The following is a 26,729-nucleotide window of genomic DNA, read 5'->3' on the forward strand; positions in this document are numbered from 1 at the left end:
CGTGCCGTAAGGGGCAAGCTGTTCCTTGGGGAAGCGCCGGGCAAAACGCCCAGCCGCACTTTTCGCGGAGCCGCCGATTATCGCATACTGGCCGTTTCGAGCGAAAGGCCCCCGTAGATGACCTCCAGAACCTTGCGCGCCGGCCTTGTCGGCTACGGCTTTGCCGGCCAGACCTTTCATGCGCCCGTGCTCTCAGCCGTTACAGGCCTCGAACTAGCGGCCATGGCGAGCTCGCAGCCCCATAAAGTCCACACAGACTGGCCTGACGTGGCTGTTGTGCCGGATGCAGGGGCGCTGGTGGCCCGGGCGGACATCGACCTGGTGGTGGTCGCCACCCCAAACGCGCTGCATTATCCGGTTGCCAGGGCAGCGCTGGAAGCCGGCAAGCACGTGGTGGTGGACAAGCCCTTCACCCTCGACGTGGCCGAGGCCCGGGAGCTCGAATTGTTGGCTCGGCGCAACAATCGGATCTTGGCGGTTTACCAGAACCGTCGTTTCGACGCCGACTACCTCACGCTCAAGGACGTACTGGCCAGCGGCGAACTCGGCCGCCCGGTGTACCTGGAATCGCATTTCGACCGCTTTCGCCCCGAGGTCCGGGACCGCTGGCGCGAGCAGAAGGTGCCCGGCGCGGGCCTGTGGGTCGACCTGGGTGCTCATCTGGTCGACCAGGCTGTCCAGCTGTTCGGAAAGCCCGACTCGCTGCAGCTCGACACCGCGGCGCTGCGAGACGGGGCGCAGGTCGAGGACTACTTTCACGCCGTGCTGCGCTACGAAAGCGGCCCGCATGCGCCGCTGCGCGTGGTGCTCCACGCGACGACGCTCGCGGCCCATGCGGCGCCGCGCTACATCGTGCACGGTACGCGCGGCAGCTACATCAAGCAGGGCGTCGATCCGCAGGAAGACGCGCTGCGCGCCGGCCAGCGGCCGCCCATGGCGGGGTGGGGCGCAGACCCGCAAGACGGCGAACTCGTGGTGCCCGGCAGCGATGGCGGCGAGCCGCAGCGCCGCATCTGGCCCACGCGGGCCGGCAACTATGTCGACTACTACGCAGCGGTGCGCGACGCGATTCTTGGCAATGGTCCGAATCCGGTGCCTCCGGAGCAGGCTGTCGCGCTGATGGAATTGTTGGATCTGGGCGCAAGAAGTGCCGCCGAGGGGAAGGCGCTGCGCACATGAAAAATGCCCGCCAAAGGCGGGCATTCGTTCGTGGGGTGCCACCGATCCGGCTTTGCCGGGCGGTCAGCACCGCCCCCGGTAGGGGGAGGGCGTAGCGACACGAAGTGCGCGCAGCCTGGGGGCGAGCAACAGTTACCCGCCGCGACGCATCATGTCGAAGAACTCGACATTGGTCTTGGTCGCCTTCATGTTCTTGAGCATCAGCTCCATCGACTCGATCTCGTCCATGTTGTACATGAGCTGGCGCAGGATGCGCGTCTTCTGCAGGATCTCGGGGGCGAGCAGCAGCTCTTCGCGGCGCGTGCCGCTGCGGTTGAGCTGGATCGACGGGAACACGCGCTTTTCGTACAGGCGGCGGTCCAGGTGGATTTCGGAGTTGCCGGTGCCCTTGAACTCTTCGAAGATCACTTCGTCCATGCGGCTACCGGTGTCAATCAGCGCGGTGCCGATGATGGTGAGCGAGCCGCCTTCTTCCACGTTGCGCGCCGCGCCCAGGAAGCGCTTGGGGCGCTGCAACGCGTTGGAGTCGACACCGCCGGTCAGCACCTTGCCCGACGAGGGCACGACGTTGTTGTAGGCACGGGCAAGGCGGGTGATCGAGTCGAGCAGGATCACCACGTCCTTCTTGAGCTCGACCAGGCGCTTGGCGCGCTCGATCACCATTTCTGCCACGTGCACGTGGCGTGCGGCGGGCTCGTCAAAAGTCGAGGCAATGACCTCGCCCTTCACGGTGCGCTGCATTTCGGTCACTTCTTCAGGCCGCTCGTCCACCAGCAGCACCATCATGTGCACTTCGGGGTAGTTGGCGCTGATGGCGTGGGCGATGTGCTGCATCATCACCGTCTTGCCGCTCTTGGGCGGCGCCACCAGCAGGGCGCGCTGGCCCTTGCCGATGGGGGCGATGATGTCGATGATCCGGCCCGTGATGTTCTCGTCGCTCTTGATGCCGTCGCGCTCGAGCTTCATCTGCTCCTTGGGGAACAGCGGCGTCAAGTTCTCGAACATCACCTTGTGCTTGTTCTGCTCGGGCGGACCGTCGTTGACCTTGTCGAGCTTGGTCAGCGCAAAGTAGCGCTCGCCGTCCTTGGGCGTGCGCACTTCGCCTTCGATCATGTCGCCGGTGTGCAGGTTGAAGCGGCGCACCTGGCTCGGCGAGATGTAGATGTCGTCCGTGCTGGCCGTAAAGCTGGTGTCGGGGCTGCGCAGAAAACCGAAGCCGTCGGGCAGGATTTCGAGCACGCCGTCGGCGAAGACCTGCTCGCCGGCCTTGGCGCGCTTCTTGATGATCGCGAACATCAGCTCTTGCTTGCGCATGCGGCCGACGTTTTCGATCTCAAGCGCTTCAGCCTGCTTGAGGACTTCAGACACGTGGAGTGCCTTGAGTTCGTTTAAGTGCATGGAATGACCCCTCGCGGGGTAATCGATCGGAAAACGGGGGGAGGTTAAACGTGAAGCGAGAACTGCTTCACTAACCGGGGAACTCGAACCGGTTGCCTGGAAGGGCCGGTGATCTGTGGGAGATTATGACAGGAAAAATCGTCCGGCCAACGCATTGCGCGTTGGCCGGTTGAAATGTCTCAGGCGAGCTGTTGGTCGATGAAAGCCGTGAGTTGCGCCTTGCTCATGGCGCCAACCTTGGTGGCGGCCAGCTGGCCGTCCTTGAACAGCATGAGCGTGGGAATGCCGCGGATGCCGAACTTGGCCGGGATGTCGCGGTTTTCGTCCACATTGAGCTTGGCGATCTGCAGCTTGCCTTCATAGGCGGCCGACACTTCATCCAGGATGGGTGCGATCATCTTGCAGGGGCCGCACCATTCGGCCCAGTAGTCGACCAGCACGGGCTGGCTGGACTTGAGCACGTCGGCTTCGAAGGAAGAATCGGAGATGTGTTTGATCAGGTCGCTGGCCATGTGATGTGTCCTTGTGCGCGGAGAGTTTCGGTGCAGCTAAAGTGCTGGTCATTGTGACAGAAACCAAGGGGTGGGGTGCCGTGCGGGAACGCTATGGCGCCGATAGCAAAAGCCCTTTGCGCGTCGCGCCTCCACGCCCTCCAACCCCTCGATAGAACATGAACGAAGGCCACCCCGTCCAGGCCCTGTGGTGCGACCCCGCCGACGGCGTGGTTGCCCGCATTGCCGCCGCCATCGCGCAGCGGCAGCTGCACGCTGCGCGCACCGTGGTGCTGGTGCCCTATGCGCAGCTGATGGGAGTCGCGCGCGCCATGTGGGCGCGCTGCGGCAGCGCGGGCTTTGTGCCGCGGTTCGAGACCACCCGCAACTGGGCGCGCAGCTCGGGCGGCTTTTTGCCCACGGGCTACGACATTGCATTCGACATGGCGCGCGACCTGGTCACGGCCCAGGCGCTGCTGTCGCAGGCCGGCTTTGCCGCCGAGCGCTTTGCACTGGCCGGGCGGGTGGTCGAGCTGGCCTACCAGCTGGCTCCACTGGCGGCGGCCGCCTTGCCCGAAGAGCGTGGCGGCGAATGGGCCCAGCGCGCGGCCCAGGTGGCCGAAGCGGGCAGTGAATCGGAATGGTTTCGCATCGAGAGCGCGCTGATCCGCGTTGCGGTGGCCTGGGCCGCCAACTCGGGCTATGCCACCGATGTGCTGCTGCGCGAGAGCGTGCGCACGCAGGTCGATGCGCTCATCGTGCTCGAGGGCTTCCAGACCGATCCGCTCACCCAGACGCTGTGCAACCTGTGGGGCGATCGCGCGATTCATCTCTCGCTGGTGCCCACCGCACCGCCCGCCGCGGCCGCAAGTGCGCACGTTGCCGACGACCCGGAAGACGAGGCGGAACTGGCCGCCGCCTGCATGCTGCGGCACCTGGCAGAGGGCCGCGCACCGGTCGCGCTCATCACCACCGACCGTGCGCTCACGCGGCGCATCGGGGCGCAGCTCCAGGCGCACGGCATCACCGCGCACGACGAAACCGGCTGGAAGCTTTCCACCACGCGCGCCGCCGCCACCGTGATGAGCGCATTGCGCGCCTGTGCGCACGACGCGGGCAGCGACCAGGTGCTCGAATGGCTCAAGAGCAGCGCCGACGGCGATGCGCTCGCGGTGCAGGCGCTCGAGGCGCGGCTGCGGCGCGAAGGCGTGCGCGAGTGGGCTGCCTGGTGCGGGCAGGCCGCGCGCAGCGAAAAGCCGCAAGACATCGCATTGCTGCCCTTCACCGAAGCCGTCGAAGGCCGCCGCATGGCCATGGCCCGTTCCAGGCCGCTTGCAGACTGGCTCCGGGCCTTGCGCGAGCTGCTCGAAGCCGGCGGGCAGTGGGAGCCGCTCGCCGCCGACATGGCCGGTGGCAAGGTGATCGGTGCCCTGTGGCTCGATGCCGGCGCGCACGGCGACGACGACGAATTTCCGGGCGGACGCCACACGCTTGCCGAGTTCACGGCCTGGGTGCGCGACGTGCTCGAAGACGCCAGCTTTGTGCCGCCAGCCGGCGGCGACGTGCCGCAGGTGGTGGTGCTGCCGCTGCACCAGCTCCTGGGGCGCGCATTCGGCGCGGTGGTCATTCCCGGCTGCGACGACCGGCGCCTGCCTGCCTCGCCCGAGCCGCCCGGCAACTGGAGCGCCGCCCAGCGCGCAGAACTCGGCTTGCCCGCACGCGAAACGCTCGAGGCCGCGCAGCGTTCGGCCTGGGCCGCCGCCTTGTGCAATCCGTGCTGCGAACTGCTCTGGCGCCAGTCCGACGCCAGCGGCGAACCCGTCCGGCCGAGCCCGCTGGTGCAGTCGCTCCAACTCGACCATGCATTGCAAATGGCGGCCGATCCGCGCACCCCGCGCGAGGTTGCGCTGCGGCCGACCTTGTACCCGACACCCTCCGGAGCGCTGCTGCCGCTGCGGAACATTTCGACCAGCGTCTACGAGGACCTGCGTCGCTGCCCCTACCGCTTCTTCGCGCTGCGGCAACTGGGCCTGCGCAGTGCCGATGAGCTCGACGCCGAGGTCGACAAGCGCGACTTCGGCAACTGGCTGCATGCCGTGCTCGGCAACTTTCATGAGGCGCTGAAGGAAACCCCCACCGATGAGGTGGCGGAGCGCGTGGCGTACATCACCACCGCGGCCGAGCGCGCCACGCAAGAGTTTGCTCTGTCCGATGCCGAGTTCCTGCCGTTCGCCGCGGCTTGGCCGGCGGTGCGCGACGGCTACCTGCAGTGGCTCGCCGGGCATGAGGCAAGCGGCGCGGTGTTCGCCGAATCGGAGCCGTGGATGGAGCAACCACTGGGCAACCTGCAACTGGTCGGCCGGCTGGACCGCATCGACCGCATGCCCGACGGCCAGGCCTTCGTGATCGACTACAAGACCGAATCGGCCGCGGTCACCAAGGAGCGTGTGAAAGACCCGACCGAAGACACGCAGCTAGCCTTCTATGCCGCGCTGGTGGCCGACGACACCCTGCGCGCCGCCTACGTGAATGTTGGCGAAAAATCGTCCGGCACGCAGACCGTCGAGCAGCCCGTGGTGGTGGAGGCGCGCGATGCACTGGTCGCGGGCATCCTTCACGATTTCACGCGCATTGCAGATGGCGCGGCGCTCCCGCCGTTGGGTGAGGGCGCAATCTGCGACTACTGCGCCGCACGCGGGCTTTGCAGAAAAGACTTCTGGGAGATCGAACAACCTCCGCCTTCGACTGAAGCTGCGGCCGGAGGGCCCGCCCAATGAACGGCGCCGCCTACGAACACAACGGCCGGCACGTCACGCGCGAGGCCTTCTACACCGTCGCCTGCGATCCGCGCCGCTCCGTTGCGGTCGAAGCCTGCGCAGGCGCCGGCAAGACCTGGATGCTGGTGTCCCGCATCTTGCGGGCGCTGCTCGAAGAGGGCGAATCCGCCTGCGAGCCGCACGAAATCCTGGCCATTACCTTCACCAAGAAGGCCGCCGGGGAAATGCGCGAGCGGCTCGACCAATGGCTGGAGCAGTTCGCCGACCGCAGCCCCGAAGAACTGGTGCGCGAGCTCGTGATGCGCGGCGTCGATCCCGCGGCCGCGCTTGCCGCCGTGCCGCGTCTGAAAGGCCTCTACAGGCGCTTGCTCGAAGGCGGCCGGCCGGTGCAGTTTCGTACCTTTCATGCCTGGTTTGCAGGGCTGTTGCGCAACGCGCCGCTGGCGGTATTGCGTGAACTCGGCCTGCCTGCGAACTATGAATTGCTCGAAGACGATGCCGAGGCGCGTGCGCGCACCTGGCGGCCCTTCTTCGAGGCGGTGACGGCCGACAAGGAGGCGCTGGCCGACTACTACGCCGTCGTGGCCACCTACGGCCGCTCGCAGACCGCCAAGGCGCTGGGCGAAGCGCTCACGCGCCGCGTCGAGTTTGCGCTGTCCGACCCGGCGTCGGCGGTGCAGCACTTCAGCGCCATGCATCCTTCGCTCCAAGGTCTGGACGAGCCGACCGATGCCCTGAGTGGAGACCTTGTCAGGCGCCGCTGGCTCGATCGCGCCGCCGCGCTCGGCCGCGAGGCCAACAAGACGCCGCAGAAAGCCGCCGAGGCGATCATCGACGTATTCGGCACCGGCGAGCCGCCAAGCGAATCGCGTGCCGCCGCCCTGGCGCACCTGCGCAAGAATTTCTTTGTCGCGACGGAAGACCGGCTCACCAAGAACCTGCAGAAATTCCCCGCCGCGCAAGAAGCCGAAGCCGAGCTCCAGACCCTGTGCGTTGCGCAGGCCCAGCACGCGGCGTGGCTCTACCAGCAGCGCATGACTCGCCTCACGCGCATCCTCGTCTCCGCGTTTGCCGAAGTGAAGCGCGCGCACGGCTGGGTCGACATGAACGACGTCGAGCAGGCCGCGCAACTGCTGCTCGGCCAGTCGGCACTGTCGGGCTGGGTGCAGGAGCGGCTCGATGCGCGCATCGCCCATCTGCTGATCGACGAGTTCCAGGACACCAACCCGCTGCAGTGGCAGGCGCTCTACGGCTGGCTCAGCGCCTACACCGGTGCGGGGGGCAAGGCGCCGCGCGTCTTCATCGTGGGCGATCCGAAGCAGAGCATCTACCGCTTTCGCCGCGCCGAGCCGCAGGTGTTCATTGCCGCGAAGAAGTTCGTGCGCGAAGGCCTGGGCGGCGAGCTGCTCAACTGCGACCACACCCACCGCAACGCGCGTGCGGTGGTCGGGCTCGTCAACCAGGCGATGCTGGCCGCGCAGGACGCGGGCGAGTTCGACGGCTACCGCGCGCACACCACCGAGCGCAACGACGAGGGCGAGCTGCTGAAGCTCCCGCCCATCGACCGCGATGCGGTCGGCACGGCCGCACCCGAACCTGCCGACGACGGCATGCTGCATTGGCGCGACAGCCTCGTGACGCCGCGCGTGTTGCCTGAAGAGCAATTGCTGCAAAAAGAATGCGAGCAGGCCGCGCGCTGGGTTGCGCAGCGCATTGCCGACGGCACGCCGCCGCGGCAGATCATGGTGCTGGCCCGCCGCCGCAATCGCCTGGCTGCCATGCAGGACGCACTGCGCCAGCGGCACATACCCGTGCAGCAGCCCGAAAAGAACGAGCTGCACGATGCGCCTGAAGTGCAGGACGTGGTCGCGCTGATCGATGCGCTGGTGTCGCCCGCGCACGACCTTTCCCTGGCGCGCGCGCTCAAGTCGCCGCTGTTCGGCATCGGCGACGACGCGCTGGTGCAGCTGGCGCTGCGCCAGCGCGAGCAACCGTCGTCGAGCTGGTTCGCGTTGATCCAGAAGGGTGAAGGCCTGCCGCAGGAATTGGTCGAGGCTGGTGCCAGGCTCAAGCAGTGGCAGCGCTGGCTTGCTGCGTTGCCGCCGCACGATGCGCTCGACGCGATCTTTCACGATGGCGATGTGCTCGCCAGGTTCGGCGCCGCCATGCCCTCGGCCATGCGCCAGAGTGCGTTGGCCAACTTGCGCGGGCTGCTGGCGGCATCGCTCGAGATCGAAGGCGCGCGCTACGCCACGCCTTATGCACTGGTGCGCGCATTGCGCGCCGGTGGGGTCAGGGCGCCGTCGGTCGCGGTGCCCGACGCGGTGCAGCTTCTCACGGTTCACGGCGCCAAGGGCCTCGAGGCCGACACCGTGCTCATGCTCGATTGCGACGCGCCGCCGCCGCGCGCCCAGACCATGGGCGTGCTTGTCGAGTGGAAGGGCAGCGACAGCGCACCCACGCGCTTCGTATTCCTGGCGAGCGAAAAGACGCCGCCGGGCTGCGCCACCACATTGCTCGAAGAAGAGCAGCGCGCACGCCACCGTGAGGAACTCAACGGTCTTTACGTGGCGACCACCCGGGCGCGCGAGCGCCTCGTGCTGTCGTCGGTGCAGCCGGCCCGCGCCAACGAGGGCAGCTGGTGGTCGCGGCTCGAGTCGATTTGCGAACCGGCCGAAGCCGATGAGCCGCTGATCGTGTTGCCGGTGGCTTCCGGTGCGGGCAGCTTCCCGATGAAGCAGATGCCCGTGTTCGCGCCAGCGGCCAAGGAACCCGTGGTTATCAAGAAAGCCGCCGACGCCACCGTCGATGCGCGCGCTGCCGCATTCGGCCAGGCGATGCACCGCCTGCTCGAATGGGCCGAGCCGGGTGAGCCTTTGCCGGCCGCGCACGTGCGCGCCGCGGCGCGCGAGTTCTTGCTCGACGCGCAGCAGGCACGCGGCGCCGCGGTGCTCGCCGAACGCATTCGCGGCGGCGCCGGCGCATGGGCTTGGAATGAGCGCATGATCGACTGGCACGGCAACGAAGTCACCCTGGTGCACGAAGGCGAAACGCTGCGCATCGACCGGCTGGTGCGCGAGCGCGCGACCGGCGCCTGGTGGATCCTCGACTACAAATCTGCCGCCCGCCCTGAGCGCGACGCGGCACTCATCGCACAGATGCAGCGCTACCGCGCGGCTGTGCAACATGCCTATCCCGGTGCCACGGTGCGCGCCGCGTTCCTGACCGGGCAGGGCGAACTGGTAAATCTCGAATGACTCTTTCCCATACCGTCGCCGTGATCGGCGGCGGACCTGCCGGCCTCATGGCGGCCGAAGTCTTGAGCGCGTCAGGCGTGCAGGTGCACGTGTACGACGCCATGCCCTCCGTGGGCAGGAAATTCCTTTTGGCTGGCCGTGGCGGGCTCAACCTCACGCACTCGGAGCCCTTCGACATCTTCATGAGCCGGTTCGGCGACCGGCGCGCACAGCTCGAACCCATGCTCACCCAGTTCGGACCGGAGCAGGTGCGCCAATGGGCAGCAGGCCTGGGCGTCGAGACTTTCGTGGGCACATCGGGCCGCGTGTTTCCGACCGACATGAAAGCCGCGCCGTTGTTGCGTGCGTGGCTGCAGCGGCTGCGCGCAGCGGGCGTGCAGTTTCATATGCGCCATCGCTGGCTTGTCGACGGAGATGCGCCGATAACGGCGGCTTCGCTGCGGTTTGCCACCCCGGCCGGTGAAGCCACCGTGAAGGCCGATGCCGTAGTGCTCGCGCTCGGTGGTGCCAGTTGGGCGCGGCTGGGCTCCGACGGCGCGTGGGCGCCGTGGCTCCAGGCACGCGGGGTCGACGTTGCGTCGCTGCTGCCCGCCAATTGCGGCTTCGATGGAGCAGGGTGGAGCGAACATTTCTCCAGCCGCTTTGCGGGCCAGCCCTTCAAGTCGGTCGCCGTTTCGTTCACCGACAGCCAGGGCCGCCGCTTTGCGCGCAAGGGCGAGTTCGTTGCGACTGCCACCGGCATCGAGGGCAGCCTGATCTACGCGGCATCGGCATTGCTGCGCGACGAGATTGCCGCGCACGGCAGTGCGACGCTGCTGCTCGATCTGTTGCCAGACCGCAGTGCCGAGCAGGTACTGGCGGCCGTGAAGCATCCGCGTGGCGCCCGTTCGCTCAGCAGCCACCTGAAGAGCCGGCTGGGGCTGGAGGGCATCAAGGCCGGCGTGCTGCACGAGGTATTGAGCCGCGAGGCGATGCAAGACACTGCGCAGTTGGCGGCGACCATCAAGGCCGTGCCGTTGCGGCTGGTTGCGGCGCGTCCTATCGATGAAGCCATCAGCACCGCGGGTGGGGTGCGCTTCGATGCGCTCGACGAAGGGCTCATGGCAACTGCATTGCCCGGCGTGTTCGTTGCGGGAGAAATGCTCGATTGGGAAGCACCGACCGGGGGTTACCTGCTGACGGCTTCCATGGCCAGCGGTGCGGCCGCGGCCCGCGGAGCCATCAAGCAACTGGGCCTTTGAGGGTATGGCTGAATACTTTTGTATTGTTTATTGCACGCACAAGGAATAAGCTGCGACCAGACAAAAACAAAAGGAGCAGCGATGACCAGCGTTCCATCGCCGCGCGCCGCGCGCGGGCTTGCTTATGCATCCCTGGTGTTCCTGGTTTGGTCCGGCGGTGACGCAGGAGGCGGCGCCGGCGCGCAGGGCGCACATCCGACGCTGGCGGGCACGTCCGCATCGGCCAGCAAGCCGGTGCCACCGGACGGACAGCCGGCGTCCCTCACCAGTCCCTCCCCCGGCACCAAGTTCGCCAGCCGCAGCGCCACCTTCGCCTGGAACAACACCGGTGCCACCCAGTACGGGTTGACGATCCTCTCGGCCTCTTCGGCGACACCCGTGGTGGACACATCGACAAGTGCGACAACGCTGACGGTGACAAACCTTCCCATAGACGGCGCGGGGCTCGTGGTCCGCCTGCGCTCCCGATTCAAGGGAAAGTGGCTGCCGGCCAACGAGTACCTGTTCACGGCAGCCGGATACACCGCGGCGCAATCGACCGCCGCGGTGAAGCCCTGGTCCGATCCGATCGCGCTGCCGCTCGTTCCCGCATCGGCCGCCAACCTCCCGGATGGCAAGCTGCTGCTGTGGGCAGCCCGCTCGCCCACCAGCTTCAGCACGAGCAGCAACGAGGCGTACACCTACACCTCTGTGTTCGACCCCATCACGCGAAGCGCCAGCCCGCTGGTGATCACGGCCACCGGCCACCAGATGTTCTGCCCCGGCCTGAGCATGCTGGCCGATGGCAGCGTGCTGGTCAGCGGCGGCAGCGATGCGACGAAGACCTCGATCTACGACCCGGCGCTCGGCGGCTGGGTGACGGGGGCACAACTCGGCATTGCACGTGCCTACCAGGCGAGCACGACCATGTCCGACGGCTCCGTATTCACCGTCGGGGGGTCGTGGAACGGCGGGCAGGGCGGCAAGTACGGCGAGGTGTGGTCGGCCGCCACCAAGACCTGGCGCACGCTGTCCGGCATACCAGCCAACATGCCCGATGCGAGCAATGTCTCCAACCCGCCGTTGGCCGGCCCGGACGCGGCGGGGGTCTACCGGGGCGACAACCACATGTGGCTGTTCGGCGCCGCCAACGGCTGGGTATTCCACGCCGGGCCTGCTGCCGCAATGCATTGGATCGACACGCGCGGCAGCGGCGCCATCCTGCAGGCCGGGCTACGCAACGATGACCCCTATGCCATGACCGCCAGCGCCGTGATGTACGACATCGGCAAGATCCTCAAGCTCGGCGGCGCGCCCAACCACGACAGCGGCAACGCCTTCAAGACCGCCTACATCATCGACATCAGCGCAGGCGCGCCGGCGGCGCCCACGGTGCGCAAGCTTTCACCGATGGCCTATGGCCGAACCTTTGTCAACAGCGTGGTGCTGCCCAACGGCGAGGTGTTCGTGATAGGCGGACAGACGCAGCCCGTTCCGTTTTCCGACTCCTACAGTGTGCTGGCGGCCGAACTGTGGAGCCCGGAGCTGGAGAGCTTCATCACCGTGCCGCCGATGCAGAAACCGCGCAACTATCACAGCGTGGCCCTGCTGCTGCCGGACGGACGCGTGCTGGCGGGCGGCGGCGGGCTGTGCGACTGTGCGGGCGACCACCCGGACGCGGAGATCTACACGCCACCGTACCTGCTGGCGAGCGACGGTTCGCCGGCGTCCCGCCCGGCCATCACCGCTGCGCCGGCCAGCGCCACATGGGGCAGCCAGATCGCCGTGGCGACCGACCGCGCGGCGGCCCGCTTTGCGCTGGTGCGCATGGCATCGGCCACTCACTCGGTCAACACCGATCAACGCCGCATCCCGCTGTCATTCACGGGCACGGCAGGCAACTACCAGCTGGGCATTCCGACCGATCCCGGGACGGTGCTGCCGGGCAACTACATGCTGTTCGCGCTCGACAGCAGCGGCGTGCCGAGCGTGGCGCGCACCATCAACATCCGGTAGCGGCCGGCGCGCTTCGCGAAGCCGAGGCTTTCGATGATGATGCTGACGCTGGCGCTCGGAACCGCACTGGCCGTTGGCCCGGCGTGGTCCGCAGAGCCTGAAGCCGCCGTGCCTTCCTCGGTGGCGCGTGGCGCGCGCCTGTTCGATGGCACCGAGCCGCTCGCCGGCACGCTGTCCGGCCACAGCGCGCCGCTGCCGGGCGCGGCGACGCGCTGCATCCAGTGCCACGCGGGCCCCGGAAAGTCCACTGCCGCTGTCTCCGGTTTCGCGCCGCCGCTCGACCGGCGCCAGCTGCGCGAAGTCTTCGCGCGCCGCGGCGGCCCGCCCGTCGCGTACGAGCGCGCATCCTTCTGCCGCACGCTGCGTACCGGCATCGACCCCACCCATGTCATGGTGCCCCGAGCCATGCCGCGGTTCGATGCCGACGAAGGCCAGTGCGCGGCGTTGTGGGACTACCTGACGCAAGCCCTTACCCAATGAATTCAATGAACTCAATAAAGCGATGAACGCGCACGACCCCTTCATACCCCCGCAGGTCGCATCCCGCGGGCGCCGGCGCCTTCTTGCCGCCGGTGGACTGGCGTGGCTGGGTGTGCCTCCGGCCCGCGCAAACACCAGCATCGGCCCGGTGCTGCCGGCGGTGTCGGCTCCGGCCTTGCCGCTGCGGCGCCACGACGGCGCAAAACCGATGCTCGCGGCGCAGCTGCGAGGCGCCCCAACCGCCGTTCAATTGATGTTTACCGGATGCAGCACGGTCTGCCCGATCCAGGGGGCCTTGTTCTCGACGCTGCAGGCGGCATTGCTGCCCGAGCGCTACGCGGGAGTGCGTCTGCTGTCGCTGAGCATCGACCCGCTCTCCGACGACCCTGTTGCGCTGGGCGCCTGGTTGCGGCGCTTCGGCGCGAGGTCGACCTGGAGCGCGGCGGCGCCAGCCCCCGAGGCACTTGAGTCGATGCTCTCGCTGTTCACGGGAGGCGCGGCAGCGGGCGACCGCCATACCGGCCAGGTTTATCTGTTCGACCGTCATGCCCGGCTGGTCTGGCGAACCAGCGAGTTGCCGCCGGCCGAAGAGGTCATGGCCGGGCTACGACAGATTGGTTAGTTGGATGCAGCGGCTGCCGATTCGGCGCCGCTGCGGGGGCGCATGCCGCGCCCGTCCGTTCATCGATGTTAGGTTGACGAGCCTTACCCCTGGCACTGACTACGCAGTTAGGGCTGCTTGGTTCCCCACCTGACCCGGTTGGCCACTTCACCATGCAGGGAGGCCCGTCAAAGGCTATTGTAACCCCCCAGGCTGCGCGCACTTCGTGTCGCTTCGCCCACCCCCTGCTGGGGGCGATACCAGAGGCCCGGCAAAGCCGGTTCCTCGGTATCCCACGGATGGACAGGGCTTTTTTTGATTGAGGGGTGGGGCCGGGGACCGCCTCCGCGCCTTTTAGAATGCCCCCAATGTCTTATCTCGTGCTCGCTCGCAAGTTCCGTCCGAAAACCTTTGGTGAGATGGTCGGCCAGGGGCACGTGGTGCAGGCGCTCGAGAACGCGTTGACCACGCAGCGCCTGCATCACGCCTATCTTTTTACCGGCACGCGGGGCGTGGGCAAGACCACGGTTTCGCGCATCTTGGCCAAATCGCTCAACTGCCAGGGCCCGGACGGGCAGGGCGGCATCACGGCCACGCCCTGTGGGATGTGCCAGGCCTGCAAGGACATCGATTCGGGCCGTTTCGTCGACTACACCGAGTTGGACGCGGCCTCGAACCGCGGCGTGGACGAGGTGCAGTCGCTGCTCGAACAGGCGGTCTACAAGCCGGTGCAGGGACGCTTCAAGGTCTTCATGATCGACGAAGTGCACATGCTCACCAACACCGCGTTCAACGCGATGCTGAAGACGCTCGAGGAGCCGCCGGAATACCTCAAGTTCGTTCTGGCAACGACCGATCCACAGAAGGTGCCGGTCACCGTGCTGTCGCGCTGCCTGCAGTTCAACCTGCGTCCCATGGCGCCTGAAACGGTGCTCGAACACCTCACAAGCGTGTTGCAGACCGAACAGGTGCCGGCTGAGCCGCAGGCATTGCGGCTCCTGGCACGCGCCGCGCGCGGCTCGATGCGCGATGCGCTGTCGCTCACAGATCAGGCCATTGCCTTCGGCAACGGCGAACTGCTTGAAACCGGCGTTCGCCAGATGCTCGGCAGCGTCGACCGCGGCCACGTGTTCAAGCTCATCGAGGCGCTGGCGCAGGGCGACGGCAAGACGGTGGTCGACACCTCCGAGGCGCTGCGGCGCGACGGCATGTCGGCCGCTTCCACGCTCGAAGAAATGACCGCCGTGCTGCAGGCCATGGCCGTGCTGCAGGCGGTGCCTTCGCGCGCGGAGTCCGCCGATTCGGCCACCGACCCGGATGCGGCCGACACGGCACGCCTGGCGTCGCTGATGCCGGCCGACGAAACGCAGTTGCTCTACAGCCTGTGCCTGCACGGCCGCGGCGAGCTGGGCCTGGCGCCCGACGAGTACGCGGCGCTGACAATGGTGCTGCTGCGGCTGCTGGCCTTCAAGCCTTCGGGCGCGGCACCTTCCGCATCGGCCTCTTCGGGCTCCGCGGAAAAAAAAACTCTGAATGAAGCGCCAAGGGCGGTTTTAACCCCCTCGGCAACACCTTCGGCTCGACCTGCACAGGCAGCTGAAGCGCCGGTTGTGTCTGCCGCGCCGCTGCCGCCGCAAGCCGGCTCGGCACCTGCCGGGCAGCGGCTTACGGTGGTCAGCGAGCCAATGCGCCAGGGCGGACCGCCGAGGCCTGGCGCTTCGGCCGAGCCGCAGGCTCTTGAAGACCGCCCCAGGGTGCTTGCGGTGCCAATTCGGGTCCAGCCGCCGCCGGGCCAGCGGGACGTGCCCCGTTCCGATGAGCAGCGCGCTCCCGCGCCCCCCATTCCGCCTAGCGAAGACGGCGATTTCTGGCATGCCACCGTCACGCAGATGATTGCGGCCGAGAGCATCAACGCCTTGGCGCGCGAACTTGCATTGCAGTCGCAGCTGGTGGCGCGCGATGTCGACCAGTGGATATTGCGCGTGGAGCGGGAACTGCTCAATCAGCCTTCTGCGCGCGAGAAGCTCGCCGACGCGCTCGCGGCCCTGGGCCACAGCGTGAAGCTGGCCATTGAAATCGGCGGCGTGATCGACAGCCCCGCGCGACGCAACAAACACGCGGCCGACGAGCGCCAGCGCGTTGCCGAAGAGGCGATTCGCAACGACCCCGAGGTGCAGATGCTGATGCGCGAATTCGATGCGAAGATCGTGCCTGGAACGCTCAAGCCCGCCTGAGCGCCGTCTCTTATCCTTTCCCCAATTTTCCCCAACCAATCAGGACCAACGATGTTCAACAAAGGACAACTGGCCGGCCTCATGAAGCAGGCGCAGGCAATGCAGGACAACCTCAAGAAGGCCCAGGAAGAGCTGGCCACCATCGAGGTCGAAGGCGAATCGGGCGCCGGCCTCGTCAAGGTCGTGATGACCTGCAAGCACGACGTCAAGCGCATCACCATCGACCCGAGCCTGCTGGCCGACGACAAGGACATGCTCGAAGACCTGGTGGCCGCCGCCTTCAATGCCGCGGTGCGCAAGGCCGAGGAAACCAGCGAACAGAAGATGGGCAAGCTCACGGCCGGCATGCCGGGCCTCCCGCCCGGCATGAAGCTGCCGTTCTGAGCGATTGATGGCCGACGCCAGCTCGCTCGACGCATTGATCGATGCGCTGCGCCGCCTCCCCGGGGTCGGCGTGAAGTCGGCTTCGCGCATGGCTTTTCATTTGCTGCAGCACGACCGCGAGGGCGCGCAGATGCTTTCGCGCGCCTTGCAGCAGGCGGCCGGAAACGTGCGGCATTGCGAGCGCTGCAACACCTTTACCGAGGCGCCGGTCTGCAACGTGTGCCTGGACCCGCGCCGCGACGCGAGCAAGCTTTGCGTGGTCGAAACGCCTGCCGACCAGGCGGCGCTCGAGCGCACAGGTGCGTTCCGCGGCTACTACTTCGTGCTGATGGGCAAGCTCAGTCCGCTCGACGGCATCGGGCCCAAGGACATCGGCCTGCAGAAGCTGTTCGACCGCGCGCTCGACGGCACGGTCAGCGAGGTGATCCTTGCCACCAACTTCACGGCGGAGGGCGAAGCCACGGCGCATGTGATCGGCGAGGCACTCAAGCAGCGCGGCCTGAACGTGACGCGGCTTGCGCGCGGCGTGCCGGCGGGCAGCGAACTCGAATACGTCGACCTCGGCACCATCGCGCATGCGCTGGTAGACCGCAGGTAGCCACAGACAACAGGACATGACTCTTTCACTGCTCACCATTGCCTACTGGTGTGTGTTCATTGCGTGCGGCCTGCCATATCTGGCGGCATGGATTGCAAAGGTTGGCAGCTTCGGTCCGCGCGACAACATCCAGCCGCGCGACTGGGCCGCAAAGCAGAGCGGCTGGCGTGCGCGCGCCAACAGCGCACAGGCCAACAGCTTCGAAGGGCTGCCGTTCTTCATCGGCGCAGTCATCATTGCGCATCAGCTCGGCGCAGCGCAGGCAAGGCTCGACATGCTCGCGGCCGCGTATGTCGTACTGCGCGTGATCTACATCGCGGTGTACATCAAGGGCATAGGCACCGTGCGCAGCGCGGTGTGGGCGCTCGGATTCCTGGTCAACATCGCGATTCTTTTCATCGCGCGATAGGCGCACACGAGCCCTTCTGAACAGGGTCTCGTAGAGGTCTTCATGTTTACGTGAAAACCCGCACGGGATGACCCCGATGCAAGCAAGGTGGGCGCACCCCTAAGCTCGATTCAGTTCACCAGAATCAAAGAGCCCGCAGGACCGCTCCATGCTCCATCGCAGAACCCTCATCACCGCCTCCGCAGTCGCTGCCGCAGCAGTTGCGCTGCCGCGGGTCTTTGCGCAAGCCAAGCTCGAGAAGACGAAGATCTCCATCGCAGTCGGCGGCAAGGCGGCTTTCTACTACTTGCCGCTCACCATTTCCGAGCAGCTCGGCTACTTCAAGGCCGAAGGGCTCGAAGTAGAAATTTCTGACTTTGCCGGCGGCGCGCGCGCGCTGCAGGCTGTGGTCGGCGGGTCGGCCGACGTGTGCTCCGGCGCCTACGAGCACACCATCAACCTGCAGGCCAAGAACCAGTTCTTCCAGGCTTTCGTGCTGCAAGGCCGCGCCCCGCAAATCGCGGTGGGCGTTTCAACCAAGAACATGGGGGGCTACGCCGGCATTGCCGACCTGAAGGGCAAGAAGATAGGCGTTTCCGCGCCGGGTTCGTCGACCAACATGGTGGCCAACCTCGTGCTTTCGCGCGGCGGCCTGAAGGCCAGCGACGTGAGCTATATCGGCGTGGGTGTGGCGGCCGGCGCGCTCACGGCGCTGCGCTCGGGCCAGATCGATGCCATCAGCAACACCGATCCGGTGATGACCATGCTCGAGCAGAAGGGCGACGTGAAGATCATCAGCGACACGCGCACGCTCAAGGGCACGCAGCAGGTGTTCGGCGGGCCCATGCCCGCGGCCTGCCTTTACGCACCGATGGAGTTCATCCAGAAGAACCCCAACACTTGCCAGGCGATGGCCAATGCCATTGTTCGCGGCCTCAAGTGGCTGCAGACGGCAGGGCCGGGCGACATCATCAAGACAGTGCCTGAAACCTACCTGCTCGGCGACCGGGCGCTCTACCTTGCGTCTTTCGACAAGGTGCGCGAATCGATTGCCACCGATGGCCTGGTGCCCACCGAAGGCCCCAAAACCGCGCTTGCAGCCATCTCGAGTTTCGACACGGCGGTGAAGGCCGACAAGATCGACCTTGCCAAGACCTACACCAACGATTTTGCCCGGCGCGCGAAGGACAGGTTCAAAGCCTGACCTCCGGACGTCCTCGCGACCCGGCTTCGGCCGGGTTTTTTCTTGCAGCCAGACATGTCCGACTACGCACTCGAACTTCTCTCCATCAGTTGCACCTTTCACTCGAAAGACGATCCGGGCCAGCGCTACACCGCGGTGGCAGACACCACGCTGCGCGTCGGGGCGGGCGAGTTCGTTTCAGTGGTGGGACCGACGGGGTGCGGCAAGTCGACGTTGCTGAACGTGGGCGCGGGCCTGCTAGAGCCTTCGTCGGGCACGGTGAAAGTGTTTGGCCAGACGCTCGCCGGCGTCAACGCGCGGGCCGGCTACATGTTCCAGACCGAAGCGCTGATGCCGTGGCGCAGCGCCGTCGCCAACGTGATGGTGGGGCTGCAATACCGGGGCGTTTCGGATGCCGATGCGCGCGAGCAGGCTGAGGCTTGGCTTTCGCGCGTGGGCCTCTCAGGCTTTGGCGACCGCTATCCGCATCAGCTTTCAGGCGGCATGCGCAAGCGCGTGGCATTGGCGCAAACACTGGTGCTCGACCCCGACATCATCCTCATGGACGAGCCCTTCAGCGCGCTCGACATCCAGACCCGGCAGCTGATGGAAAACGAAGTGCTCGAACTGTGGAGCGCCAAGAAAAAGGCGGTGCTGTTCATCACGCACGACCTTGATGAGGCGATTGCGATGAGCGACCGCGTGGTGGTGCTGTCAGCCGGCCCGGCCACGCACCCCATCGGCGAATTCGCCATTGACCTTGCCCGCCCGCGCGACGTGGCCGAGGTGCGCACGCAACCGCGCTTCGTCGAACTGCACACGCAGATCTGGGAAGTGCTGCGCGACGAAGTGCTCAAGGGCTACGCGCAGCAACTGAGGAAAGCCGCATGATGCCGCGCCTGAACGAACGCAACGCGCGCTTCTGGCAGCTGGCGCTGCTTGTGGTCTTGCTGGTGGCTTGGCACCTGGCGTCGCGCAACCAGCAGATCGCGTTCTTCCTGGGTGAGCCCATTCAGGTGGCCGGACGCATCTGGAGTTGGTTTCTGCCTTTCGAAGTGCCGCCGAACCTGCTGTTTCCAGAAGGACTGAAAGGCAATGCAGACATCTACCGCCACCTGGGCACCACGCTGCTCGAGACGGTGTTGGCCTTTGGTATCGGCACGGTGCTGGGCCTGGCGTGCGGGCTCTGGCTGGCGCTGGCGCCCACGGCGAGCCTGATTCTCGATCCCTACATCAAGGCGGCCAATTCGATGCCGCGCGTCATCCTGGCGCCGATCTTCGCGCTGTGGTTCGGCCTGGGCATCTGGAGCAAGGTGGCGCTGGCCGTCACGCTGGTGTTCTTCATCGTGTTCTTCAACGTCTACCAGGGCGTGCGCGAGGTGAGCCCCGTGGTACTGGCCAACGCGAGGATGCTGGGTGCCAACCAGCGGCAGCTTCTGCGCACCGTGTATTTGCCCAGCGCCACCAGCTGGGTGTTCTCGAGCCTGCACACCTCGGTGGGCCTGGCCTTCGTGGGCGCGGTGGTGGGGGAGTACCTGGGGTCGGCGCGCGGCGTCGGCTACCTGATACTGCAGGCCGAAGGCACTTTCGACGTCTACACGGTGTTTGCCGGCATCGTGGTGCTTACGGCCTTTGCGCTGCTGCTCGACGGGCTGGTAGGCCTCATCGAGAAGCGCTTGATGAAGTGGCAGCCGCGCAGCGGCGAGACCGAAAAGCTCTGAGCCGGATCAGCGCTTTTTCTTTGCCGGGGTGCCGCCGCGCTTTTCGCGCACGACCTGCTGCTTGCTGCTCGACTTGGCCACATTGCCGCCACGCGTGGTGGTCGCCTTCACCGCGCTGCCGCCCTTGGTGCTTGCGCTCGTGCGGCCGCGGGCCGGTGCGGCACCCGAGCCAACGCGGGCCGCGGGTGCGGCACGAACCGGCAGGTACACGACCACGCTGTAGCCGCGCTTGAAGGCGTGGTTGGGCTTGACGTCGTTCCACTCGGCCACGTTGGCCGGCGCGAGCTTGTAGCGGCGTGCGATGCTGGCCACGCTGTCGTTGCGTCCGGCCTTGACAGTGGTGCGGCGGTTGACGATCTCGGGCTGGAAGCTCAGGTGGCCGCTGTCCGCGACCACGGCCGTCACGTCTTCCTTCACGCGGGCGCCGCGCGGCACGATGAGCGTGGAGCCGGCCTTGATGAGCATGCGCGGCGGAATGCTGTTGAGCGCGCGCAGGTCGGCCTCGCTCATGCCCGAGCGCTGGGCGGCATCGGCCACCGTCATGGTGTTGGGAACCACCCATGCCGTCCAGCTGGCGTACTGGCCTTGCGAATAGGCGTCGAAGTTGCGTTGGAACACGGCTGCGTTGTCCCAGGGCAGCAGGATCTGCTGCGTTCCGGCCGCGAGCAGCACAGGCTTGTGCGCCGCGGGGTTCAGGGCGCGAAAGTCTTCGAGCCGAACGTCGGCCAGCTTGGCTGCCAGCTCGACGTCGAGGTCGCGCGTGAGCGTCACGGTCTGGAAATACGGGTGGTTGGCGATCAGCGGCAGTTCGGTGTTGAATGCCTGCGGGTTCGCAACAATGTTCTTCACGGCCTGCAGCTTGGGCACGTAGAGCCGGGTTTCGGCCGGCATGGAAAGATCGCTGTAGGTGGTGGGCAGGCCCAGGCGCTGGTTCTTGGCAATGGCGCGGCTCACGCTGCCTTCGCCCCAGTTGTAGGCCGCCAGCGCCAGCTGCCAGTCGCCGAACATGCGGTAGAGCTTTTGCAGGTAGTCCAGCGCGGCGCGGGTCGATGCCACCACGTCGCGGCGGTCGTCGCGGAAGATGTTCTGCTTCAGGTCGAAGTCGGTGCCGGTGGCCGGCATGAACTGCCACATGCCCGCGGCACGCGCGCTCGAAATGGCCTGCGGGTTGAACGCGCTTTCGATGTACGGCAACAGCGCGAGCTCGGTGGGCATGTTGCGCCGTTCGAGTTCCTCGACGATGTGGAACATGTACTTGTTCGAGCGCTCGGTCATGCGCTGGATGTAGTCGGGCCGGCTGGCGTACCACTGTTCGCGGTCGCGCACGAGGTCGCTCTCGAGGTTGGGCATCTTGAAGCCGCGGCGGATGCGGTCCCACATGTCGGCGGGCGGTGCCAGCGTGACGACGCTTTGCGAATGCGCTTCGCTGCTGGTGATGGGGGTGAGGGGACCGCCCGGGTAAACCGGCGCGGCGCTACCGGACGCCTTGGAACCGGTGCCGCCAGGCGAGGCGGTCGATTGCGCCGAAGTGCCGGACGAAGACGAGTCGGTGGTGCCCGCGCAGCCCGCGAGCAACAGTGAGCCTGCAAGGCAGGCAGCAGCGATAAATTTCATCGGAAGTCGTTTTTCCATTGGCGCAGTGCGGCAAACACATCGGCTTCGCCAGCATTGGCAGAAAGCTCGGCATGCTCACGCACCGCTCTAAGGACAGTGGCTTCGCGGCTGCGAAGAAAAGGATTGATTCGGCGTTCAATGGCCAATTGCGAGGGCAGCGTGGGCTGCCCTTGCGCGCGCAGGCTTTCGCAGTGCGCGGTGTACTGAGTCAGATCGGCATTGCCGGGTTCCACCGCTTGGGCGAAACGCAGGTTAGCAAGTGTGTATTCGTGCGCACAACACACGCGTGTATTGCCGGGCAGTGCCGCAAGCGCGTCGAGCGATGCGAGCATTTGTGCCGGCGTGCCTTCGAACAGGCGGCCACAGCCGCCGGAGAACAGCGTGTCGCCGCAAAACAGCAGCGGCGCCTGTTCTTGCTGTGCGGGCAAGAAGTAGGCGATGTGGCCGGCCGTGTGGCCCGGCACGTCGATGACCTGGAAGCGCAGCCCGAGCACTTCGGCGCTGCTGCCCTGCAACAGCGGTGTAAAGGGCTCGGGAATGCGCTCGCGCGCGGGACCGAACACTGGGGCGCCCGTTGCCGCATGCAGCGCAGCCACGCCGCCCGTGTGATCGGGGTGGTGGTGCGTGACTAGAATCGCGGCGAGCTGCAGCTTGTCGCGCGTCAATGCGTTGAATACCGGTTGAGCGTCGCCCGGGTCCACCACGATCGCGTTGGACCCGTCCTGCAGCATCCAGATGTAGTTGTCAGCGAAGGCGGGCAGCGGAACAAGGGTCATGAGCGGTCAAATTATAGGTTTGCAGGATTGGTTCGCGACCCCCCCCGGCCGCTACCTCCTGGCGTGGGAGCAGGCCCAGTTCGACGAGGCGGTGGCGGATGTCTTCGGCTACCACGCGTTGCAGCTGGGCGCCACCGAGATCGAAGGGCTTCGCTCCAACCGCATGCCGCACCGTTGGCTGGCCCTGAGCGACCCCTTGCAGCAACCCGGCAGGGCCGCACTTTTTACCGACTTTGCGGCGCTGCCATTCGCGGCAAACAGCCTGGACCTGGTGGTGCTGCCGCACGCGCTGGAGCTGAGCCCCGACCCGCACGCCACCTTGCGTGAAGTGGAGCGGGTGCTGGTGCCCGAAGGCCGCGTGGTGATCTGCGGCCTCAACCCGGCCAGCCTGTGGGGCATGCGGCAACGCCGTGCGCACCTGTATCGCAAGCTCGGCTTCGGCGAGTTCTTTCTGCCCGAGGGCGGCGAGTTCATCGGCTACTGGCGGCTTCGCGACTGGCTGCGGCTCCTGAGCTTCGAGGTGGAGTCAGGGCGTTTTGGCATCTATCGCCCGGCCGTGCGCAGCGAGGCATGGCTGGAGCGCTGCCGCTGGATGGACTCTGCCGGAGAACGCTGGTGGCCGATTTTCGGAGCGGTGTATTTCCTGGTGGCGGTCAAGCGGGTGCGCGGCATGCGCCTGCTGGGGGCCGAATGGCGCCGCGCCACAGCGCGCGCAACGGCTCCGGTTCCCTTGGCAGGCAAGGTGCACAAGGCCGAACACGCCGACTGAACAAACAAGTGAATGAACGAATGATTGAAAGAAGAAGGAAAAGAAAGTTTTGAACGAAGTCGTGATCTACACCGATGGTGCGTGCAAAGGCAATCCCGGCCCCGGCGGCTGGGGCGCGTGGCTCAAGTCGGGCGCCACCGAGAAAGAGCTGTTCGGCGGCGAACTCAACACCACCAACAACCGCATGGAACTCACGGCCGTGATCGAGGGCCTGGCCGCACTCAAGCGGCCCTGCAAAGTCATTCTTTACCTCGACAGCCAGTACGTCCGCATGGGCATCACCGAATGGATCCGCGGCTGGAAAGCCAAGGGCTGGCGCACCTCGACCAAGCAGCCCGTCAAAAACGTGGAGCTCTGGCAGAAGCTCGACAAGCTGGTGGCCGAAGGCGGCCACGTCATCGAATGGCGGTGGGTCAAGGGCCACTCGGGCGACCCCGGCAACGAGCGGGCCGACATGCTTGCCAACAAGGGCGTCGACAAGGCCCTCGGCCGGATCTAAGCCGGATCCAGACCGGACTAGTCCTCGAGCATCATCACGTCGACTTCATCGCCCGCGGCCACGCTGCCCTGATCGTGGTGCAGCACCACGAGCCCGTTGGCCTCGACCATCGAACTCAGCACACCCGAACCCTGGTTGCCCGCAATGCGAACCTCGGGCAGGGCGCCGGTCACGGCCGTGACGAAGCCGCGCTGGTATTCGGTGCGGCCGGGCTTCTTGCGGATGGCACCCGCGCTGCGTGCACGCAGCAGAGGCCGCGGCGCGGCGGCAATGTCGTGGCAGCCCATCATGCGTAGCAACGCCGGCCGCACGAACGCAAGAAAAGTGACCATCACGGCCACCGGATTGCCGGGCAGCCCAAACAGCACGGCGGCGCCCGCTTGCGATGAAGAGGCCTGGTCGCGCGGGATCAGCCCGACGGCCATCGGCCGACCAGGCCGCATGGCAACCCGCCAGAATGCCATGTCTCCCAGCCGCTGCATCACGGCACGCGTGTGGTCGGCAGCACCGACGCTCACGCCGCCGCTGGTGATGATGGCGTCCGCCTCGCTGGCGGCGCGTTGCAACGTGGCGGCGAGCATGGCCGGATCGTCTCCCACCAGGCCCAGGTCGATCACCTCGCAACCCAGGCGCGTGAGCAGGCCGAACACCGTGTAGCGGTTGCTGTCGTACACCGCGCCTTCGCGCGGCCGTTCGCCGAGGCTCAGGATTTCGTCGCCGGTCGAAAAGTAGGCCACGCGCAGGCGCCGCAGCACGGAAACCGAGGGAAGGCCGAGGCTCGCGATCATGCCCAGGGCTGCGGGCGACAGGCGCTCGCCGCGCTTCAGGGCTGGCTGGCCCTGCATCAGGTCTTCGCCCGCAAAGCGGCGGTTGTCGCCACGGCGGAGCACCTTGGCCGGAAAGCTCACGCGGTCGCCGTCGACCTTGCAGAACTCCTGCGGAATCACGGTGTCGAGCCCTTCGGGCATGACCGCGCCGGTCATGATGCGAACCGCATCGCCCGCACCCAAAGAGCCACGCCAGGCCGCGCCGGCCAGTGCAGTCCCGACTACGTTCAGTTCAATCGACGCGTCGGTGGCCGCGTCGTCTCGCAGGATGGCGCCGTCGAAGGCAAAACCGTCCATGGCGGAGTTGTCGTGCGGCGGCACGCTGACCGGCGAGATGATGTCTTCGGCCAGCACGCGGCCAAGGGCCTCGCGCACGCCGACTTCTTCGCGTTCGGAGACCACAGCCCGGGCGACGAGCTGGGCCAGGAAGGCCTGCACTCCGTCGACGCTCAGCGCCTGGGGGTCATAGCCCGCAAGGGCGGCGGCAATGTCGGCGATACGGCTCATCGGTTTTCAAGCGCGTGCAGCTCGGCCAGCGTGTTGGCGTTGAAGAAAGCATCGGGCGCATCGCCGGGCCGGTCGAAGGGCACGAGCACGGTGCGGTGCTGCGCGGTCCACGCGTCGATCTTGCGGCCGCCGGACTGGGTGAAATTCACCAGGCTTTCGAGCAACGCCGTGTGCAGCAGGCAGAACACCGGCTGCGGCCGCAGCACCGGCGCCGCGCCGGGTTCGGCGGCGGCTTCGGGGGCGCTGACCATGGCGATTTCCGCGTTGTCGGCAACCAGCGCCTCGGCCATGCGGCTTGACAGGTCGAGCGGGAACAGCGGTGTGTCGCAAGGCACGGTCAGCAGGTAAGGCGTTTCGCAGCGCTCGAGGCCGGTCAGAAAGCCCGCGAGCGGCCCCGCGTAGTCGGCCAGGCTGTCGGGCCATACCGGCACGCCGAAGGACTCGTAGGCGGCCAGGTTGCGGTTGGCGTTGATCATGACCTCGCCGACCTGCATGCCCAGCCGCAACACGGCGTGCATTGCGAGCGGCGAGCCGTTGAAGTTCTGCAGGCCCTTGTCGATGCCGCCCATGCGTGTGCCGCGTCCGCCGGCCAGCAGCAGGCCGGTAATCTCGCTGGGGGAAATGGGTTCTTGTGTCTGTGGGGTCATCCGCCGATGTAGCTCATTTCGACGCGCCGGGGCGCCTTGTCGTTGGTGTCGTGCTCGGCGCTTTCAGGGCCGCGAAGCGCGCGCAGTTCGGAATAGCGGTCGGCGCGGCCCTGCCAGATGTGGCCGATGGCGGAGGCGATCTCCTCGTCGGTGGCGGTGCCGCGCAGCAGCGGGCGCAGGTCGTGGCCCGCGCTGGCAAAAAGGCAGAGGTAGAGCTTGCCCTCGGTGGACAGGCGCGCGCGGCTGCAGTCGTGGCAGAAGGCCTGGGTCACGCTGCTGATCACGCCGACCTCGCCGCCGCCATCGGCATAGGCCCAGCGCTGCGCGGTTTCACCGGGCGCACTGGCCTCGAGCGGCACCAGCGGAAACTCGGCGCCGATGCGCGCGATGACCTCCGCCGAAGGCAGCACCTCGTCCATGCGCCAGCCGTTGGTGGCGCCCACGTCCATGTATTCGATGAAGCGCAGCACCACCTTGCCGCCGTGGTTGTCGCGAAAGTAGCGCGCCATCGGCAGGATTTCCTGCTCGTTGGTGCCGCGCTTCACCACCATGTTCACCTTGATCGGGCCGAGCCCGGCGGCCAGCGCCGCCTCGATGCCGGCCAGCACGTCGGCCACCGGAAAGTCGACGTCGTTCATGTGGCGGAACACCGCATCGTCGAGGCTGTCGAGGCTCACGGTCACGCGCTGAAGCCCGGCGGCGGCCAATGCTGCCGCCTTGCGCTGGAGCAGGGAGCCGTTGGTGGTGAGGGTGAGCGCGAGCGGTTCACCTGCCGGCGTGCGGAGTTCGGAAAGCTGCTCGATCAGCCCCTCGATGTTCTTGCGCAGCAGCGGCTCGCCGCCGGTGAGGCGAATCTTGCGCACGCCGTGGGCCGCGAAAAGCCGCGCGAGCCGCGTCATTTCTTCGAAGCTCAGCAGCGCGCTTTGCGGCAAGTATTGGTAGTCCTTGTCGAACACGTCCTTCGGCATGCAGTAGCTGCAGCGAAAGTTGCAGCGGTCCGTCACGCTGATGCGCAGGTCGGTCAGTGGCCGGCCGAGGCGGTCGAGCAGATGGCCCGTGGTGGGCACGGCAACCTCCGGCACCGAAACCGCCGGGCGTGCGCGGCCGATTTCGGAGAGCGGAATGACGGTTGTGCTTTTGCTGTTCATGGGGCAGAAGCCAAT

23 protein-coding genes and 1 other RNA gene are annotated in these 26,729 nt (G+C 66.8%); 16 read left to right on the forward strand and 8 right to left on the reverse strand.

Going from position 1 to position 26,729, the window contains the following annotated elements:
* Positions 1-117 precede the first annotated feature (117 nt).
* Positions 118-1,179: an oxidoreductase gene (locus QHG62_RS09395; RefSeq protein WP_281150614.1), complete on the forward strand. Its 1,062-nt coding sequence runs from the start codon at positions 118-120 to the stop codon at positions 1,177-1,179.
* Positions 1,180-1,311: 132 nt separating this feature from the next.
* Here QHG62_RS09395 and rho read toward each other — a convergent pair whose 3' ends face one another.
* Complete coding sequence (gene rho / locus QHG62_RS09400) at positions 1,312-2,577, reverse strand: transcription termination factor Rho (protein ID WP_012747432.1); 1,266 nt, start codon at positions 2,575-2,577, stop codon at positions 1,312-1,314.
* A gap of 179 nt (positions 2,578-2,756) precedes the next feature.
* Entirely contained in the window at positions 2,757-3,089 is a 333-nt protein-coding gene (gene trxA, locus QHG62_RS09405) for a thioredoxin TrxA (protein WP_055800184.1), read from the reverse strand.
* Between the two features lie 158 nt (positions 3,090-3,247).
* On the opposite strand from trxA, the gene QHG62_RS09410 reads away from it, so the two are divergent.
* From QHG62_RS09410 to QHG62_RS09435, 6 genes are all read left to right on the forward strand, one after another.
* Entirely contained in the window at positions 3,248-5,845 is a 2,598-nt protein-coding gene (locus QHG62_RS09410) for a PD-(D/E)XK nuclease family protein (RefSeq protein ID WP_281150615.1), read from the forward strand.
* A complete protein-coding gene (locus QHG62_RS09415) occupies positions 5,842-9,102 on the forward strand; it encodes a UvrD-helicase domain-containing protein (RefSeq protein WP_281150616.1) in 3,261 nt (1,086 codons plus the stop codon). Before QHG62_RS09410 ends, QHG62_RS09415 begins: the two co-directional genes overlap by 4 nt.
* Positions 9,099-10,343 (forward strand): TIGR03862 family flavoprotein, encoded by a 1,245-nt coding sequence (locus QHG62_RS09420; RefSeq protein WP_281150617.1) that lies wholly within the window; start codon positions 9,099-9,101, stop codon positions 10,341-10,343. The genes QHG62_RS09415 and QHG62_RS09420 overlap by 4 nt, the downstream gene beginning before the upstream one ends.
* A gap of 81 nt (positions 10,344-10,424) precedes the next feature.
* On the forward strand, positions 10,425-12,338 hold the full coding sequence (locus QHG62_RS09425) for a galactose oxidase-like domain-containing protein (RefSeq protein ID WP_281150618.1): 1,914 nt from the start codon (positions 10,425-10,427) through the stop codon (positions 12,336-12,338).
* Positions 12,339-12,371: 33 nt separating this feature from the next.
* Positions 12,372-12,818, forward strand: coding sequence for a hypothetical protein (locus tag QHG62_RS09430; RefSeq protein WP_281150619.1), 447 nt, complete (start codon positions 12,372-12,374; stop codon positions 12,816-12,818).
* Between the two features lie 22 nt (positions 12,819-12,840).
* On the forward strand, positions 12,841-13,440 hold the full coding sequence (locus QHG62_RS09435; protein ID WP_281150620.1) for an SCO family protein: 600 nt from the start codon (positions 12,841-12,843) through the stop codon (positions 13,438-13,440).
* Positions 13,441-13,512: 72 nt separating this feature from the next.
* Here QHG62_RS09435 and ffs read toward each other — a convergent pair.
* An RNA gene (gene ffs / locus QHG62_RS09440) (signal recognition particle sRNA small type) lies at positions 13,513-13,609 on the reverse strand.
* Positions 13,610-13,787: 178 nt separating this feature from the next.
* Between ffs and dnaX the strand changes: the two genes are divergently transcribed.
* The 7 genes from dnaX (at position 13,788) to QHG62_RS09475 (ending at position 19,927) form a co-directional block, all read left to right on the forward strand.
* Positions 13,788-15,653, forward strand: coding sequence for a DNA polymerase III subunit gamma/tau (gene dnaX / locus QHG62_RS09445; RefSeq protein WP_281150621.1), 1,866 nt, complete (start codon positions 13,788-13,790; stop codon positions 15,651-15,653).
* Positions 15,654-15,704: 51 nt separating this feature from the next.
* Positions 15,705-16,037 carry a YbaB/EbfC family nucleoid-associated protein gene (locus QHG62_RS09450; protein WP_012747441.1) on the forward strand — a complete coding sequence of 111 codons (333 nt, stop codon included), beginning with the start codon at positions 15,705-15,707 and terminating at the stop codon, positions 16,035-16,037.
* Between the two features lie 7 nt (positions 16,038-16,044).
* Positions 16,045-16,635, forward strand: coding sequence for a recombination mediator RecR (recR, locus tag QHG62_RS09455; protein ID WP_281150622.1), 591 nt, complete (start codon positions 16,045-16,047; stop codon positions 16,633-16,635).
* A gap of 16 nt (positions 16,636-16,651) precedes the next feature.
* Positions 16,652-17,044 (forward strand): MAPEG family protein, encoded by a 393-nt coding sequence (locus QHG62_RS09460; protein ID WP_281150623.1) that lies wholly within the window; start codon positions 16,652-16,654, stop codon positions 17,042-17,044.
* Positions 17,045-17,192: 148 nt separating this feature from the next.
* A complete protein-coding gene (locus tag QHG62_RS09465; RefSeq protein ID WP_281150624.1) occupies positions 17,193-18,227 on the forward strand; it encodes an ABC transporter substrate-binding protein in 1,035 nt (344 codons plus the stop codon).
* Between the two features lie 54 nt (positions 18,228-18,281).
* Positions 18,282-19,097 (forward strand): ABC transporter ATP-binding protein, encoded by an 816-nt coding sequence (locus tag QHG62_RS09470; RefSeq protein WP_281150625.1) that lies wholly within the window; start codon positions 18,282-18,284, stop codon positions 19,095-19,097.
* Entirely contained in the window at positions 19,094-19,927 is an 834-nt protein-coding gene (locus QHG62_RS09475) for an ABC transporter permease (protein ID WP_432445593.1), read from the forward strand. The genes QHG62_RS09470 and QHG62_RS09475 overlap by 4 nt, the downstream gene beginning before the upstream one ends.
* 6 nt (positions 19,928-19,933) lie before the next feature.
* Here QHG62_RS09475 and QHG62_RS09480 read toward each other — a convergent pair whose 3' ends face one another.
* Both QHG62_RS09480 and gloB read right to left on the reverse strand, forming a co-directional pair.
* A complete protein-coding gene (locus QHG62_RS09480; protein WP_281150626.1) occupies positions 19,934-21,541 on the reverse strand; it encodes a transglycosylase SLT domain-containing protein in 1,608 nt (535 codons plus the stop codon).
* Positions 21,538-22,317, reverse strand: coding sequence for a hydroxyacylglutathione hydrolase (gene gloB, locus QHG62_RS09485; RefSeq protein ID WP_281150627.1), 780 nt, complete (start codon positions 22,315-22,317; stop codon positions 21,538-21,540). Before gloB ends, QHG62_RS09480 begins: the two co-directional genes overlap by 4 nt.
* Between gloB and QHG62_RS09490 the strand changes: the two genes are divergently transcribed.
* Both QHG62_RS09490 and rnhA read left to right on the forward strand, forming a co-directional pair.
* Positions 22,316-23,086, forward strand: coding sequence for a class I SAM-dependent methyltransferase (locus QHG62_RS09490; protein WP_281150628.1), 771 nt, complete (start codon positions 22,316-22,318; stop codon positions 23,084-23,086). The genes gloB and QHG62_RS09490 overlap by 2 nt on opposite strands.
* A gap of 49 nt (positions 23,087-23,135) precedes the next feature.
* Complete coding sequence (gene rnhA / locus QHG62_RS09495; protein ID WP_126746501.1) at positions 23,136-23,585, forward strand: ribonuclease HI; 450 nt, start codon at positions 23,136-23,138, stop codon at positions 23,583-23,585.
* Positions 23,586-23,602: 17 nt separating this feature from the next.
* Here the strand turns inward: rnhA and moeA are convergent, their stop codons facing one another.
* From moeA to moaA, 3 genes are read right to left on the reverse strand one after another with little or no spacing between them, the layout of a single operon-like run.
* Positions 23,603-24,919 carry a molybdopterin molybdotransferase MoeA gene (gene moeA, locus QHG62_RS09500; protein ID WP_281150629.1) on the reverse strand — a complete coding sequence of 439 codons (1,317 nt, stop codon included), beginning with the start codon at positions 24,917-24,919 and terminating at the stop codon, positions 23,603-23,605.
* Entirely contained in the window at positions 24,916-25,566 is a 651-nt protein-coding gene (gene mobA, locus QHG62_RS09505) for a molybdenum cofactor guanylyltransferase MobA (RefSeq protein ID WP_281150630.1), read from the reverse strand. Before mobA ends, moeA begins: the two co-directional genes overlap by 4 nt.
* Entirely contained in the window at positions 25,563-26,714 is a 1,152-nt protein-coding gene (gene moaA, locus QHG62_RS09510; protein ID WP_281150631.1) for a GTP 3',8-cyclase MoaA, read from the reverse strand. Before moaA ends, mobA begins: the two co-directional genes overlap by 4 nt.
* Positions 26,715-26,729 lie beyond the last annotated feature (15 nt).

Source organism: Variovorax paradoxus, from assembly GCF_029919115.1.
Taxonomy (GTDB): Bacteria; Pseudomonadota; Gammaproteobacteria; order Burkholderiales; family Burkholderiaceae_C; genus Variovorax; species Variovorax paradoxus_O.